The 15203-nt window shown below is 63.4% G+C and carries 13 protein-coding genes and 1 pseudogene; 10 read left to right on the top strand and 4 right to left on the bottom strand.

Annotated features, from left to right (window positions below; genetic code table 11):
- Positions 1–10: 10 nt before the first annotated feature.
- From EEQ99_RS07070 to EEQ99_RS07055, 4 genes are read left to right on the top strand one after another with little or no spacing between them, the layout of a single operon-like run.
- On the top strand, positions 11–931 hold the full coding sequence (locus EEQ99_RS07070) for a DUF58 domain-containing protein (protein ID WP_029867938.1): 921 nt from the start codon (positions 11–13) through the stop codon (positions 929–931).
- Entirely contained in the window at positions 928–3741 is a 2814-nt protein-coding gene (locus tag EEQ99_RS07065; RefSeq protein WP_127430181.1) for a DUF4159 domain-containing protein, read from the top strand. The genes EEQ99_RS07070 and EEQ99_RS07065 overlap by 4 nt, the downstream gene beginning before the upstream one ends.
- Before the next feature lies 1 nt (position 3742).
- On the top strand, positions 3743–5812 hold the full coding sequence (locus EEQ99_RS07060; RefSeq protein ID WP_029867936.1) for a membrane protein: 2070 nt from the start codon (positions 3743–3745) through the stop codon (positions 5810–5812).
- A 4-nt stretch (positions 5813–5816) separates the two neighbouring features.
- Complete coding sequence (locus tag EEQ99_RS07055; protein WP_029867935.1) at positions 5817–6233, top strand: GNAT family N-acetyltransferase; 417 nt, start codon at positions 5817–5819, stop codon at positions 6231–6233.
- Here EEQ99_RS07055 and EEQ99_RS07050 read toward each other — a convergent pair whose 3' ends face one another.
- The gene (locus EEQ99_RS07050; RefSeq protein ID WP_080759849.1) at positions 6234–6797 is read right to left on the bottom strand and encodes a GNAT family N-acetyltransferase; all 564 of its coding nucleotides are present in this window, start codon (positions 6795–6797) and stop codon (positions 6234–6236) included.
- A 194-nt stretch (positions 6798–6991) separates the two neighbouring features.
- On the opposite strand from EEQ99_RS07050, the gene EEQ99_RS07045 reads away from it, so the two are divergent.
- Complete coding sequence (locus tag EEQ99_RS07045) at positions 6992–7978, top strand: glutathione S-transferase family protein (protein ID WP_029867932.1); 987 nt, start codon at positions 6992–6994, stop codon at positions 7976–7978.
- 6 nt (positions 7979–7984) lie between these two features.
- Here EEQ99_RS07045 and EEQ99_RS07040 read toward each other — a convergent pair whose 3' ends face one another.
- A complete protein-coding gene (locus EEQ99_RS07040; protein WP_029867931.1) occupies positions 7985–8464 on the bottom strand; it encodes an NUDIX domain-containing protein in 480 nt (159 codons plus the stop codon).
- 70 nt (positions 8465–8534) lie between these two features.
- Between EEQ99_RS07040 and EEQ99_RS07035 the strand changes: the two genes are divergently transcribed.
- The 4 genes from EEQ99_RS07035 to EEQ99_RS07020 all read left to right on the top strand — a co-directional run bounded on the left by EEQ99_RS07035 (position 8535) and on the right by EEQ99_RS07020 (position 11705).
- Positions 8535–9443 (top strand): metallophosphoesterase family protein, encoded by a 909-nt coding sequence (locus EEQ99_RS07035; RefSeq protein WP_029867929.1) that lies wholly within the window; start codon positions 8535–8537, stop codon positions 9441–9443.
- 159 nt (positions 9444–9602) lie between these two features.
- The gene (locus EEQ99_RS07030) at positions 9603–10163 is read left to right on the top strand and encodes a tetratricopeptide repeat protein (protein ID WP_029867928.1); all 561 of its coding nucleotides are present in this window, start codon (positions 9603–9605) and stop codon (positions 10161–10163) included.
- A gap of 187 nt (positions 10164–10350) precedes the next feature.
- Positions 10351–10860, top strand: coding sequence for an RNA polymerase sigma factor (locus tag EEQ99_RS07025; protein WP_029867927.1), 510 nt, complete (start codon positions 10351–10353; stop codon positions 10858–10860).
- Positions 10861–10862: 2 nt separating this feature from the next.
- Entirely contained in the window at positions 10863–11705 is an 843-nt protein-coding gene (locus EEQ99_RS07020) for an anti-sigma factor family protein (RefSeq protein WP_029867926.1), read from the top strand.
- A gap of 97 nt (positions 11706–11802) precedes the next feature.
- On the opposite strand, the gene EEQ99_RS07015 is transcribed toward EEQ99_RS07020, so the two are convergent.
- Complete coding sequence (locus tag EEQ99_RS07015; RefSeq protein ID WP_052215152.1) at positions 11803–12831, bottom strand: quinone oxidoreductase family protein; 1029 nt, start codon at positions 12829–12831, stop codon at positions 11803–11805.
- Between the two features lie 5 nt (positions 12832–12836).
- Between EEQ99_RS07015 and EEQ99_RS07010 the strand changes: the two are divergent.
- A pseudogene (locus EEQ99_RS07010) lies at positions 12837–13323 on the top strand (winged helix-turn-helix transcriptional regulator).
- 12 nt (positions 13324–13335) lie between these two features.
- Here the strand turns inward: EEQ99_RS07010 and leuA are convergent.
- On the bottom strand, positions 13336–15069 hold the full coding sequence (gene leuA, locus EEQ99_RS07005; protein ID WP_029867923.1) for a 2-isopropylmalate synthase: 1734 nt from the start codon (positions 15067–15069) through the stop codon (positions 13336–13338).
- Positions 15070–15203: the final 134 nt, after the last annotated feature.

Genomic DNA, 15203 nt, shown 5'->3' with positions numbered 1-15203 from the left:
AGCCGGACGCGTGGCATCTATCGGACAGATCGTCAATCCGACACCCGGCAGCGATGCCCTTTCCCGCGCCAGGCAGCGGGCCGCCCTGGTGCCGGACTGCCTGGTGGAAGCCAAGCGCATCGCCAACACGGTGATCGCCGGCTGGCATGGCCGCCGCAAGCGCGGCATCGGCGAGAATTTCTGGCAGTTCCGTCCCTATTCAGAGGGCGAGAGCCTGTCGCGCATCGACTGGCGCCGCTCCGCCCGCGACGACCACACCTATGTGCGCGAACGCGAATGGGAGGCGGCGCACACGATCTGGCTCTGGTGCGACATGTCGCCCTCGATGATGTACAAGTCGAGCTACGGCAATGTCTCCAAGGAAAGCCGCGCGCTGGTCATCATGCTGGCGCTTGCCGAAATCCTCGCCCGCTCCGGCGAGCGCATCGGCTGCCCCGGCATCATGGAACCCGCCTCCGCCCGCAACGCGGCCGAACGCCTCGCATCCGCGCTCATGCACACGCCGCTGACCGGCGGTCTGCCGGAAACGGCGATGATCCGCGGTTGGAGCGATCTCGTCCTCATCGGCGATTTCCTCGACGATGCGCCGGCAATCATGGAACGGCTCGGGCCGCTGGCCCGCCGCGGCCTGCGCGGCCACGTGGTCGAGATATCCGATCCCGCCGAAGAGATATTCCCCTATAGCGGCCGCACCGAATTCACCGATCCGGAGAGCGGCACCAAGCTCGTTTCCGGCCGCGCCGAACACATTCGCGAGGCCTATCGCAACGCCTACCTCGCCCGCAGGGACAGCCTCGGCCAGTCGCTGCGCCATCTCGGCTGGACCTTCGCAAGCCACCGCACCGATCATCTTGCTTCCGAGGCGCTGGTCGCGGTGCACATGTATCTGTCCGGCATGCCGGCCAAGGCGACTCATGGAGGGCAGCTATGAACGCCCTTCCCTTCGCTTTCGCCTATCCCGCCATTCTCGGCGCGCTCGTCGCCCTGCCCGTCATCTGGTGGCTGCTGCGGCTGACACCGCCACGCCCGAAGACCGAGGTCTTCCCGCCGCTGAAGATCCTCGCTTCCGTACTGAAACGCGAGGAGACCCCGGCGCAAAGCCCGTGGTGGCTGACGCTGCTGCGCATGCTGCTCGCCGCCGCCATCATCCTTGCGATCGCCGATCCGGTTTTCAATCCGCGCACCAGTTCGCTCGCATCGGGTGGCCCGCTCGTCCTCTTCGTCGACAACAGCTGGGCAGCGGCACCCGACTGGAAGCGCCGCATCCAGACCGCCGACGCGTTGATAGACGACGCCGAATCCGCCGGCACGCCGGTGTCGATCACCTTTACCGCCGATCCGACCAACGACGCCGTGCCCGGCACCGCCGCCGCCGCCCGAGACAAGCTGCGCGCCGCCGAACCGCGACCGCTGGTGCCAGACCGCGAACGCGCCTTCCAGGCACTGCGCGGCGCGTTGAACGGCATCAAGCCCGGCACCCTCGCCTTCCTCACCGACGGCGCCGCTGCCAAGGCCGACGACGCCACGGTGCGCAGACTCGCCGAACTCCAGCCCGTCGATCTCCGCCTGATCGAGGGCGATGCCGCAAGGACGGTCGCGATCACCGCCGCCAACAATGCGGCTGATGCCATGACCGTCAAGGTCACGCGGCTCAACAGTTCGCAGGCCGCATCGGTGGCGCTGAACGCCGTCGATACCCAGGGCCGCTCGATTGCCAACGGCAGGGTAGATTTCCGTCCCGGCCAGAGCGTCGCGACGAGTTCGATCACCGCCCCCTTCGAGATGCGCAACGATTTCGCGCGCGTCAGCGTCGACAACGGCGCCACGGCTGGCGCCGTCCACCTTCTCGACGACGCATTCAAGCGCCGCCGCGTCGTCTTGCTGTCGGGTGAAGGAGGCGATGAGTTCCAACCGCTGCTCTCGCCGCTCTATTATATCCAACGGGCACTGCAGCCCTATGCGGATCTGATCCAGCCCGCCGATTCCGATCTTTCGGTCGCGATACCAAAACTTCTCGCCAGCAATCCCTCCATCATCATCATGGCCGATATCGGCCGGCTGCCTGAGGAAACCTACGAGCCTCTGACGCGGTGGATATCGAATGGCGGCATGCTGCTGCGTTTCGCCGGCCCGCGCATGGCGGCTGCCCCCGCCGACGATCCATTGATTCCCGTCATCCTGCGCCAGGGGGAACGGGCGCTTGGCGGCACATTGTCCTGGAGCGAGCCGCAGTCGCTTGCCGAATTTCCGAATTTTGGGCCTTTCGCCGGCATAGCCCGCCCCGCCGATGTCGTCGTCAAGCGACAGGTGCTTGCCGAACCGACGCCCGATCTTGCCGAACGCACCTGGGCAAGCCTGGCTGACGGCACGCCGCTCGTCACGATGAAGCAGATCGCATCCGGCCAGATCGTCCTGTTTCATGTCACCGCCGAGGCCACCTGGTCCGATCTGCCGATCTCAGGTACCTTCGTCGACATGCTGCGTCACCTCCTGCAGATATCGCGATCGGGCGGCGTGACGTCGGAGGCGCGCGGCAATGCGCGTGTCTCCGAAACCCTGCCGCCATTCCGCATGCTCACGGCCAAGGGCACGCTCGTCTCCGAGACGGGCTCGGCGCGGCCGCTCATTCCGCAGGCCGGAGCCGAACCGACCGCGAATTTCGACAATCCGCCCGGGCTCTATGGCTCGGAGGATGGTTTCACCTCCCTGAACGTGCTGCCCGAGAACGCCGAACTGACGCCGCTCGACACAACCGGGACCAATGCCGTGCGCGAAGGCCTGATCGGCGGCGAAAGCTGGTCGGCAAAACCCGCACTCTTTTTCGCAGCCTTTCTGCTGCTCTTGGCCGACAGCCTGATCGTTCTCTTCATGAATGGCGCATTCTCACGATTGCGCCCGGCTGTCCGCACCGCAGCGATGGTCGCGGTCGCCGTCGGCGCCGGCTTCCTCGTGCAACCCGGCACGCTTCACGCCAACGATTCCCAACCCGGCGACGACCTCATCCTGCAGAGGCTCGATAACACCCACCTCGCCTATGTCGTTACTGGCGAACAGGAGGTGGACAATATTTCCGAGCGCGGTCTCGAGGGACTGACCCAGTTTTTGACTTTCCGCACGACGCTGGAGCCGGCGCCGCCGGTGGGCATCGATCTCACCAAAGACGAGCTGTCCTTCTATCCGATCATCTACTGGCCGGTTTCGGCAACGGCGCCGATGCCGTCATCGGCGGCGATCAGCCGCATCGACGCCTATATGCGCAATGGCGGCACCGTGCTTTTCGATACGCGCGACCAGATCAGCGCATTGGACAATGGCGGCAATGTCAGCGCCAACGGCGAGAGGCTACAGGCAATCCTCGCCAATCTCGACATTCCGCCGCTGGAGCCGGTGCCATCGGACCACGTGCTGACGAAATCCTTCTATCTCCTCTCGAGCTTTCCCGGCCGTTATACCGGCAGCCCCCTCTGGATCGAGGCGCGGCAGGGCGGCCAGGAGCCGAGCGAAAAATCGGCGGCGACGGCCGACGGCGTTTCGCCGATCCTGATCACCGGCAATGATTTTGCCGGCGCCTGGGCGATCGACGACAACGGCGTACCGATACTGCCGACCGTGCCGTCCGATGAAACGCAGCGCGAGTATGCCTACCGTTCCGGTGTCAACATCATGATGTACATGCTGACCGGCAACTACAAGACCGACCAGGTCCATGTTCCCGACCTTCTCGAACGGTTAGGACAATGAGATGACCTTCGATTTTTCGCCCTTCCTGCCCTGGTCGGTTCTGGCCGCACTGGCCGTCGTCAGCGCTGTTATCGCCGCCTTCGCGATCTGGCGCGGCATTCGCGGCGCCTGGATCAGAACGCTGGCGGCACTCGCCATGCTGACTGCGCTTGCCAATCCCGTGCTGCTGCAGGAGGACCGCGATCAGCTGTCGACGATCGTGCCTGTTCTCGTCGATCGCAGCCAGAGCCAGCAGACGCCCGATCGCGTCAAGATGACCGACGACGCGCTTGCGGCGCTGAAGGGACAGCTCGCTCGCTTCCCGCAGATAGAGCCGCGCTTCGTCGATGTCGAAGGCGACGTCAATTCCGACGTGCCGTCCACGCGCCTGTTCGACGCCCTGTCGGCCAATATCGCCGATGTTCCGCCCGCCCGCATCGGCGGCGCCATCATGCTGACCGACGGGGAGGTCCATGATGTTCCAGCCGCCAATCAGGCGCTCGGTTTCGACGCCCCGATCCATGGCCTGGTCACCGGCAAGGCCAACGAATTCGATCGCCGCATCCAAGTCATCAAGGGCCCGCGCTTCGGCATCGTCAACGAGGAGCAGCAGGTGATCCTGCGCGTCTTCGACGACGGCCCGAGCCCCGGCGGCACAGCCGATGTCACGGTGAAGCTGAACGGTGACGAGATCGCCACCCTGCAGGCGACCCCCGGGCAGGATACGCCCTTCTCCTTCAAGGTGCCGGGTGGCGGCAGCAACGTGCTCGAATTCTCGGTCGCAGCCCTTCCCGGCGAAGTCACCACCGCCAACAACCGCGCCGTCCACGTCATCGACGGCATCCGCCAGAATCTCCGCGTCCTGCTTGTCTCCGGCGAACCGCATGCCGGCGAGCGCGCCTGGCGCAACCTGCTGAAATCGGACGCGTCGGTCGATCTCGTCCACTTCACCATCCTGCGTCCGCCGGAAAAACAGGACGGCACGCCGATCAACGAGTTGTCGCTGATCGCCTTCCCGACGCGTGAGCTCTTCGTCGACAAGATCAAGGATTTCGACCTGATCATCTTCGACCGCTACCAGCACCGCGGCGTGCTGCCGCTGCTCTATTACGATTACATCGCGCAATATGTCGACAATGGCGGCGCGCTGCTGATCGCCGCCGGTCCCGAGCACGCCGGCCCCGATTCCATTGCACTGACGCCACTTTCCTCGGTCCTGCCGGCAACGCCCACCGGCCAGATGATCGAGAAGGCCTTCTATCCCCGCCTCTCCGAGGAAGGCCGCAAACATCCCGTCACGCGCGGCCTTGATGGTTCGGGCGAGGATCCGCCGCATTGGGGCCGCTGGTTCCGCAGCGTCGATGTCGACCGGCCGCAGGGCGAAACGATCATGCTCGGCGCCGACAACCATCCGCTGCTGGTGCTGAACCGCGCCGGCCAGGGCCGCGTCGCCATGCTGCTTTCCGATCAGGGCTGGCTCTGGGCGCGCGGCTTTGAAGGCGGCGGTCCGAACGTTTCGCTCTATCGCCGGATCGCCCATTGGCTGATGAAGGAGCCGGCGCTCGAGGAAGAAGCGCTGACGGCGCGCGCCTCCGGCCGGACCCTTGAAGTCACGCGCCAGACGATCGGCGACAATCCCGGCAACGCCACCGTGCGTTATCCCTCCGGCAAGACCGAAACCCTGCCGCTCACCCAGTCCGAACCGGGCCTCTACAAGGCCGAGAAGAGGATGGACGAGATCGGCCTTTTCGAAATCCGCAACGGCAAGCTATCGACGCTTGTTCATATCGGCGCCGTCGACGCACCGGAATTCAAGGCGATGATCTCGACGACCGATGTGCTGCAGCCGGTCGCCGACAGAAGCAAGGGTCTCGTCACCCGGGTCGCCAATGCGAATGGCGCGATCTCCGTCCCGCCGATCCTGCCGGTGCGCGGCCAGGTCCGCGTCGCCGACAATGATCGCATGATGATCCGCATGACCAGCGAGACGGTCTTGAAGGGCATCAACACGCTGCCGCTCTTTGCCGGGTTCGCCGGCGTCGGCATCCTGCTGCTCGCCTTCGGCGCCATGTGGTGGCGCGAAGGACGGTAATCTCATGCCGGAATTCGAGCTGACCGCCTCACCCTCGCCGGAGGAACTCGCGGCGATCACCGATGCGCTCTCGGCCTTCAACACCGGCGATGTCGGCCCCTCGGATCGCCGGCCGCTCGCCGTCCTCATCCGCGATACCGACGGCAAGGTGACCGGCGGTCTTTCCGGCTTTACCGCCTGGGGCTGGCTCTTCACCCAGATGCTTTATATTCCCGACACGCTGCGCGGCACCGGTCTCGCCGGCGAGATCCTCGCAAAAGCGGAAGACGAGGCGAGAACCCGGGGATGCCGCGGCGCCTGGATCGACACTTTCAGCCCGCTGGCGCTGCGAGCCTATCTGCGTCAGGGTTATGAGGTTTTCGGGGAGCTTCAGGATTTCCCGGAAGGCCGCACGCGCAGCTTCCTCCGCAAAAACCTCTGATCATCCGTGCCAGGCGATGATGCCCTTCAGCCGTTCGTGCACGCCCTCGGCGATCGGAACGACGAGCACGCGGCCGGGATCGACGGGGCCAGGGAAGGACAGCGCGTTGTAGGCGACCTTCTCGAAGCCGAGCGGGCCGTAATAGGGCGGATCGCCGACGAGGATGACGGCTTCCGAGCCCTTGCGTCTAGCCGCCTCCACGGCGATCCGCACCAGCTCCCGGCCGATGCCCTGATTCTTATGGGAGGGGCGGACGGCGAGCGGGCCGAGCAGATGCCCCTTCACGGAGCCTGCCAGCACCGGCGTCATGCGCACGGAGGCGATCGTCTCACCGTCGTCGGCGCAGATGAAGGAGAGCGACAGATCGTGCGGCCCCTGCTCGCGGATGCGCGCGGCGGCACGCGTGAAACGGCCAGGACCGAAGGCTTCTTCGTTGATGTGTTCGATGGCGGCGTCGTGGGACGCGTCTTCGGTGAGGTAGACGAGATCGTGCTTGTACATGATGACAGAAACCGGATGGACAGATTGATGGGTCTCGAACACGCCTTGGGCGTTCGGGAACATCAGCGTCGTCGCGGGTTTCTGGAAATGAACATCAAGCAGGGGTCCGAAAATCGTGAAAAGGCCGATAGCAGGAAAAATTTCCGTCGTCCAACGCAAAATGCACGACGTGACGCTCTGTTCAATCTTTGCCGCCTGTAAAGCCCTGCCATCTGCGATATCTTCCGTTCCAACACGCAATCAAAGGGATGAACACCATGGGAATGCTGGTGGATGGCGTCTGGCATGACGTCTGGTACGACACGAAGGAGAGCAAGGGCCATTTCAAGCGGCAGCCCTCGCAGTTTCGCAACTGGGTGACGTCGGACGGTGAAGCCGGCCCTTCCGGCGCCGGCGGCTTCAAGGCCGAGGCCGGGCGTTACCACCTCTATGTCTCGCTTGCCTGCCCCTGGGCGCATCGCACGCTGATCTTCCGCAAGCTGAAGAAGCTCGAAGGGCTGATCTCGGTCTCCGTCGTCGATCCGCTGATGGCGGAGAATGGCTGGGAGTTCAAGGTCGGCGACGGCGCCACCGGCGACCAGCTCTTCGGTGCGTCCGCGCTCTGGCAGATCTATGTCAGAGCCGATCCGCACTATTCCGGCCGCGTCACCGTTCCCGTGCTCTGGGACAAGAAAACCGGCACGATCGTCAGCAACGAATCCGCCGAGATCATCCGGATGTTCAATAGCGCTTTCGACGGCTTGACCGGCTCGAAGGCCGATTTCTATCCCGAGGATATCCGTGCCGAAATCGATGCGCTTAATACTACCGTCTACGACACCGTCAACAACGGCGTCTACAAGGCGGGTTTTGCCACAACCCAGGCGGCCTATGAGGAAAACGTCGGCAAGCTGTTCGAAACGCTCGACATGCTCGACGAACGCTTGGGCAAGGGCCGCTACCTCTTCGGCAACAGATTGACCGAGGCCGACTGGCGCCTGTTCACCACGCTGGTGCGCTTCGACCCCGTCTATGTCGGCCATTTCAAGTGCAACATCCGCCGCATCGCCGATTACCGCAACTTACCCGGTTATCTCAGGGACCTCTACCAGACGGCGGGCGTTGCCGGGACGGTGAACCTGCACCACATCAAGCAGCATTATTACCGCAGCCACAAGACGATCAATCCGACCGGCATCGTCCCTGTCGGTCCGGCGCTCGATCTCGACAGCCCGCATGGCCGCGCCAGGCTAAATGCCGCCTGATACTTCTTACCAGCGGTGATCGGGCTCCTGCTCGCCCCGAAGCTCGGCGAGGCGGCGATGCGTCGCCTCGGTCGTACCCTCGGGCAGGCTGTCGAGGAAAAAGAACCCGCTGTCGGAGATTTCCCAGTCCGGCGGACGGGGCGCCGTCTGCTCGACGGTCGCCCTGTAGAACACGACATGGTCGCGCCGGGTCGTCGTGGTATTGAAGTAGACCTGGACCAGTTCCGGCTTGCCGATGATCCTGAGGTTGCCCTCCTCGCGTAGCTCCTTGACCAGCGCTTCTTCTACCGTCTCGTTACGCTCCAGTCCGCCGCCCGGCATATGCCAGCCACCGATATAACTGTGACGCACGAGAAAAATCCGGCCGTCCGCATCGAAGCAGGCGGCCCTGACGCCCATCGTCATGCCGCGGGCGAAGGAGAAATAAACATGCAGCAGGCGCAAGGCCAGCCTGATATGAGGGGGGCGCTTCTCTTTATCCACCATGGTTCCGTTTCGGCTATTCATCGCGCCGGATGTGTTTGATTTGTCAATAAGCTGGTCTATGTCTCGTAGCATGTTCAAGCTCGCGCATATTTCCGACGTCCACCTCGGACCGCTGCCCCGCCTTTCCATTCAAGAGCTGTTTTCAAAACGCATAACCGGCTTTGTGAACTGGCATCGAAACCGACGCAAGCACCTTTTCGGCAGCACGCTGGATCTGCTGCTTGAGGATATCCGCGCCCGCCAGGCCGATCACCTGGCCGTCACCGGCGACCTCGTCAATCTGGCGAGCGGCATCGAGATCCGCGCCGCCGCCGCCTGGCTGCGCACGCTCGGCGATCCCGCCGACACCTCGGTCGTTCCCGGCAACCACGACGCCTATGTGCCGGGCGCCTATGAGAAGTCAATGCGCGCCTGGTACGATTATGTCCGCGGCGATCTCGCCCCGCCGCAATGGCAGGAGGATCGCCACGTCTTCCCCTATCTGCGCATCCGCGACAAAGTCGCGATCGTCGGTTGCTCGACGGCGGTCGCCACCCCTCCCTTTGCCGCTTCCGGCTTTTTCGGCGCGCGCCAGGCCCGCGACACCGTCAACATGTTGCGCGCGGCCGGCGAAGCCGGTCTCTTTCGCGTCGTCATGATCCACCATCCGCCGATCCGCGGCGCCACGGCCTTCTACAAACGGATGATCGGCATCCGCCGCTTCGCCGCCGTAATTTCGACGGGCGGCGCCGAACTCGTGCTGCACGGCCATACGCACCTGAACACGCTGCACTGGCTGCGCGGCCAGGTGCAGCCGGTGCCCGTCGTCGGCATCGCGTCGGCGTCGCAGGGACCCGGCAGCATCAAGCCGCCTGCCGCCTATAACCTCTTCTCCATCGAGGGCTCTCCAGGTGCCTGGGAACTCCGCGGCGAGCGTTTCAGCCTCAACAGGGCCGGCGACGCGGTGATACCGGAAAGCGCCGATATTTTCGCGCGTTAGCACCAGTTCCAGACTCTGTTTGTGCCGCACTTGAATCGATCTGCGAAGAGATCAGACCATCGTCGCGACATTTGCCGTGGAGGTTGCTTACCCTCTTGGTATTTTTAATGGTAAGCGTACAATTCCAGCAACAGCATCGCCTGAGAACGGAGCCCGCCCATGACTTCTCCTTTCCGTCGCCTGTCCAGATTTTCGCTCGCCGCCGGCTTTGCCTTCGGCATCGCCACGGCCGCTTTCGCGGTCGGCGACAACAACGATGACACCAATCCGCCGCCGAAGACGCAGACGACCAAGACCTGCACCGGCGGCAAGGTCTGGGACAAGGCCAAGAAGGAATGCGTCAACCCGAAGAAGAGCAGCTTCAACGACGACGATCTCTATAAATTCGCCCGGGAATTTGCCTATGCCGGCCAATATGACAACGCCATCACCGTGCTCAATCTCGCCCGCAACCAGAACGACCCGCGCATCCTGAACTATCTCGGCTACGCCAACCGCAAGGCCGGCCGGATGGAGCTCGGCATGTCCTACTACCGCAAGGCGCTGCAGGCGGATGAGAATTACATCCTCGCCCGCTCCTACATGGGCATGGCGCTGGTCGAACAGGGAGACATTCAGGGCGCCCGCGTTCAGCTCGTCGAAATCCGTGATCGCGGCGGCGAAGGCACCTGGGCCTATCGGGCTCTGCTGCAAAGCTTGAACGGCTACAAGACATATTGACGCAAGCTTGGCGGGCCATAATACGAAATTCCCTTGGGAAAGAGGGATGAAGACGACCGGATGCTTGCGCAGTGCAGGAGACTTGTTTCATAAAGCACATGCATCGCCGGCGTCGATAAGGTCGGCTTCGCGCCCGAGGGCAATCCCTTCGTCCGCGAAACCATTGTGAATGCTTCTTGGATAGACAATGCGTCAACCCGCAACGACCATCGATCTCCGACGTGATCTCGTCGGCCTTCTGCCCCGCCTTCGCCGCTTCGCGATCACGCTCGCGGGTGAGGTTTCCGTGGCCGACGAACTCGTTCAGGCCGTCTGTCAGCGCGCCATCGCCAAGGGTCATCAATGGAGCGGCGAAGGCCGGCTGGAAAGCTGGATCTACACGCTTGCCCGCCAGCAATGGACTGACGACAGCCGCAAGCGCAAGCCGAAGGCTTCCGTCCGCGGCAACGTCACCGATCTTCGTGAGGCTGCACGCGAACGCTCGGCTGCCGTCGATCCCGACGCCATCCATCACATGATCGCCGATATGCCGGATGGCGTTTCCAGCATGTTCCTGCTTGTCGACGTCGAAGGCCACAGCTACCAGCAGGCGGCCGACATTATGGGCATCCCAGTGGCAAGCGTCGTTTCGCAGCTCGCCGCCGCAAGGCTGCACTTTGCCGAGCTTGCCGGCACCCACCCGATCCACAGGTACTGAATTTGCTCGATCTTAGGAAATTGCCGCTCGAAGTCCAGCTTACCGCCCTTCTCGACGGCGAAGTCTCGCCCGAACAAAGGCACGAACTGGAGCAGCGTCTGGCAAGCGACGAGAATGCGCGCCGGCTGCATGAGAAGCTGCGCCACGGTGCCGATTTCGGCCGCCGGCGCCTCGACGATATCCTGAAGGAGCCGGTGCCGCTCGCCCTCGTCCGCTCCATCAAGAGCACGCAGCCGCCGAAGACGCCGATCGCCCAGCGTGCCACGCGCCCGCAGGTGAAACTGGCGCCGAGCGGCCCGCAGGCGCTGGCCGCCGCTCTGATCCTCTTCGTCGTCGGTTGCGGCATCGGCTATTTCGTCGGCACCAGCCCCGATGCCGACGAAATCGCCACCACGACCGCCGCCACGGCGCCGGCCAATACCAGCGACTGGTTGGGCGACGTCACCGCCTATCAGCGCCTGCTGATCCGCCAGCCCCGTCACCTCGTCGAAGTGCCCGCCTCGCAAGCCGAGGAAATCTCCAGCTGGCTGACGACCGCGATCGGCGTGCCCTTCCGCGTGCCCGATCTCAGCGCCGAAGGCTGGACCTTCCAAGGCGCGCGCGTCATCCTCGGCGACAGCCGCCCTGTCGGGCAGCTCGTCTATTCCAACGCCGATGGCGACGTTATCTCCATCTGCTTCCGCAAAGACGCGCAGCCGCCGGAGACCGACGACTTCAAGGAAACGATCAAGGACGAGATCGGCCTGGTAACCTGGCACAATGCCGGCACCTCCTATGTGCTGGCCGGTCCCTCCGCCGAAGCAACGCTCGGCCAGCTCGCCATGGAGATCGCCACGGCGATCTAGCGCATCGCCCGAAAATCGGAATCGATTTTCGGAAAGCACGATGCGTCGGTTCAAACTGTTAGAGCGTCCTTTGTGCGTCCGAAAGGACGCACGGTGCTTAAGGGGCCAAGTTTTTTGGCATCGCGTCGGGCTCGCTTTCTTGGATTGACGGCGTCAACACCACTTTTCCGACCGCCCTCCGCTCCTCAATGACGCGATGCGCCTCCGCGGCTCGATGCAGTGGGAAGCGACCGCCTTCGACAACCGTCAGCGCGCCCGTCGCCGCAAGATCGAAGAGCGCGCCAAAATCCTTTGGCACAGCTTGGAGCGTCAGCAGCGGCAACAGCGAAAATCCCTTGATCGACTGGTTCTGATCAAGCATGCGCTCGATATCGGCGACCCCAAGCCCGAATCGTCCCATCGCCGTCAGCACCAGCTCGCCGCAAGGCGCCAGCGCATCGAGCGTCGCCCTTGAAACCGCGCCGCCGACGGTTTCATAGATGATATCCGCGCCGAGCCCTCCGCTCAGCCCCTTGACCTCCTCCTGCCAGCGGGGCGCCGTATAGTCGACCACATGATCGGCGCCGAGAGACAGGGAAAGCGCCCGTTTCTCCTCGCTGCTCGCCGCCGCGATCACCATCTTTGCGCGGTCGCGTCTTGCAAGCTGCAGCAGCAGCGAGCCGACACCGCCGGCTGCCGCATTGACGAGGACGATTTTGCCATTGACGGGGCTGCTGCGCAGGAGATGCAGCGCCGTCAGTCCCTGCACCATCAGCGCCACAGCCATCGTGAAGGAGACAGCATCCGGCAGCGGCACCACCGCCCCGCCGTCGACCGCGACGAACTCGGCATAACCGCCCGAACCGCGGCCGATCGCAAAGAGAGGAACGGCAACCCGCGTGCCGATGAGCGAGCGATCGGCACCGGGCCCCGCCCGCTCGATGATACCCGCGACCTCGACACCGGGAAACATCGGCAGGTCGGGCGATACGGCATAGCGATCGGCCCGCATCAGTACCTCGAAGAAATTCACGCCGGCCGCATGAACGCGGATGAGAACCTCACCCGGCCCCGGCTCGGGAACCGGCAGTTCCACCACCTCGAGGACTTCGGGCGGACCGAAGCGCGTGAATTGGATCGCTTTCATAACAGATGAACCTCACGTCTGATTTGGCGTGGGGCAGGTTTAGCAATAGGATATCCTGTAAAAATACACACTCTTTCGTGCCATACCCACCAGGAGGTGACCATGGCTGAGCCGATGAAAAGACTCCCCGAGCTGCCGGTCGAGCGCGCGCTGAAAGTGATTTCAGGGCGCTGGAAGCCGGTCATCCTCTACTACGTCTTCTCCGGCCCGAAGCGTCTTTCGGAGCTAAAGCGCATGATGCCTGCCATTAGCCAGAAGGTGCTGATCCAGCAGCTGCGCGAAATGGAGGAACATGGGCTGGTTGCGCGCCGGATCTTTACCGAAATCCCCGCCCGCGTCGAATACAGCGCGACCGAACTCGGTCTCGGCCTCGAACCGGTGCTGCTGGCGCTCTGCCAATGGGGCCAGCGCCATGCCGAGGCGCGCAACGAAGCCCGCGATATCGCCGACTGCATCGTCAGACCGCGCCGCACCGATACGATCGCGGCCTGAGTTCCTTTGAGATCAGGCCTTGCCGGCCTTCACCTCGAGCACACGGTTGGCGGCCGAGACGATCGCCTCCAGCGACGCCGCGACGATGTTGGTATTGATGCCGGCGCCGAAGAGCTTGCCGCCGGGATAGGAGGTCTCGACATAGGAGATCGCCGCCGCATTCGAGCCGTGCTGCAGCGAATGCTCGGAATAGTCCTCGACCGACATCTCGATGCCGAGATAATGCGACAGCGCGTTGATGAAGCCGTCGATCGGGCCGTTGCCACGCCCTTCGATGCGCTTGATCTCGCCATTGTCGGTGATCTCGGCGGCCACGACCCGTTGGCCCTTGCGCTCAGTATCGGGATAGGTGTGGTGGTCGACGAATTTCAGGCGCGCGCTCGGCTGCGTCACGTAGCGCTCGATGAAACGATCGTGAATGCGCTTCGAAGGAAGCTCCTTGCCCTCTACGTCGGTAATGCGCTGAATGTCCTCGCGGAACTCGACCTGCAGGTTGCGCGGCAGGTTCAGCCCGTAATCCTGCTGCAGGATGTAGGCAATGCCGCCCTTGCCGGATTGCGAGTTGATGCGGATGATCGCCTCGTAGGAACGACCGACATCACGCGGATCGATCGGCAGATACGGGACCTCCCATACGGGATGGTTGGCGACCTGTGCTGCCTTCATGCCCTTGTTGATCGCATCCTGATGCGAGCCGGAGAAGGCGGTATAGACCAGTTCGCCGACATAAGGATGGCGCTCGCCGATCGCCATCTGGTTCGAATATTCGAACACTTCCTTGATGCGCTCGATATTCGAGCAGTCGATCCCGGGATCGACGCCCTGGGTGAACATGTTCAGCGCCATGGTCACCATGTCGACATTGCCGGTGCGCTCGCCATTGCCGAACAGCGTGCCTTCGACACGGTCGGCGCCTGCCAGCAATGCCAGTTCGGCAGCGGCAATGCCCGTGCCGCGGTCGTTATGCGGATGCAGCGAAATGATCAGGTTCTCGCGATTGTCGAGATTGCGGCACATCCATTCGATCTGGTCGGCATAGACGTTCGGCGTCGCCATCTCGACGGTGGACGGCAGATTGATGATCAACTTGTTATCGGGCGTCGGTTTGACGACCTCGATGACGCCGTTGCAGATTTCCAGCGCCACCTCGAGTTCGGTGCCGGTGAAGCTCTCTGGCGAATATTCGAAACGGTAGCCGCCGCCGGCCTTGGTGGCCATATCGGTGATCATCTTGGCGGCATCGACGGCGATCTGCTTGATGCCCTGCACATCCTTGGCGAAGACGACGCGGCGCTGCAGCTCGCTGGTCGAGTTATAGAAATGCACGATCGGCCGGTTTGCGCCTTCCAGCGCTTCGAAGGTACGGGTGATGAGTTCCGGGCGGCATTGCACCAGCACCTGCAGGGAGACGTCGGCGGGCACATTGCCCTCCTCCACGCACCAGCGGGCAAAATCGAAGTCGGTCTGCGAAGCCGAGGGGAAGCCGATCTCGACTTCCTTGAAACCCATATCGAGCAGCAGTTGGAACATGCGCGCCTTGCGGTCGTGGCCCATCGGATCGACCAGCGCCTGGTTGCCGTCGCGCAGGTCGACCGAGCACCAGACCGGCGCCTTGGTAATGGTCTTCGTCGGCCATGTGCGGTCGGGAATGTTTACCTGCGGATAGGCCCGGTATTTCACCGCGGCGTCAGGCATGCCTTTTGCGGGGGTGGTCTTGTTCTGGGAGGATTGCGTCTTCGCGTCCATCGTATCGTCTCCTCGTCCCGGCATTTGCCCCGCCTCTTAGCCGATCGTGTCGGGCTTGGCGATAAACAAATGCGGACCTTTGTCGGTCGTTAGGTCAATTTTGAAAGTGAGTCGCGAGGAGCGATGGCCGGGCG

Origin of the sequence: Rhizobium anhuiense (assembly GCF_003985145.1) — a bacterium.
Taxonomy (GTDB): domain Bacteria; phylum Pseudomonadota; class Alphaproteobacteria; order Rhizobiales; family Rhizobiaceae; genus Rhizobium; species Rhizobium anhuiense.
This window is presented reverse-complemented; position numbering and strand designations above follow the sequence as displayed.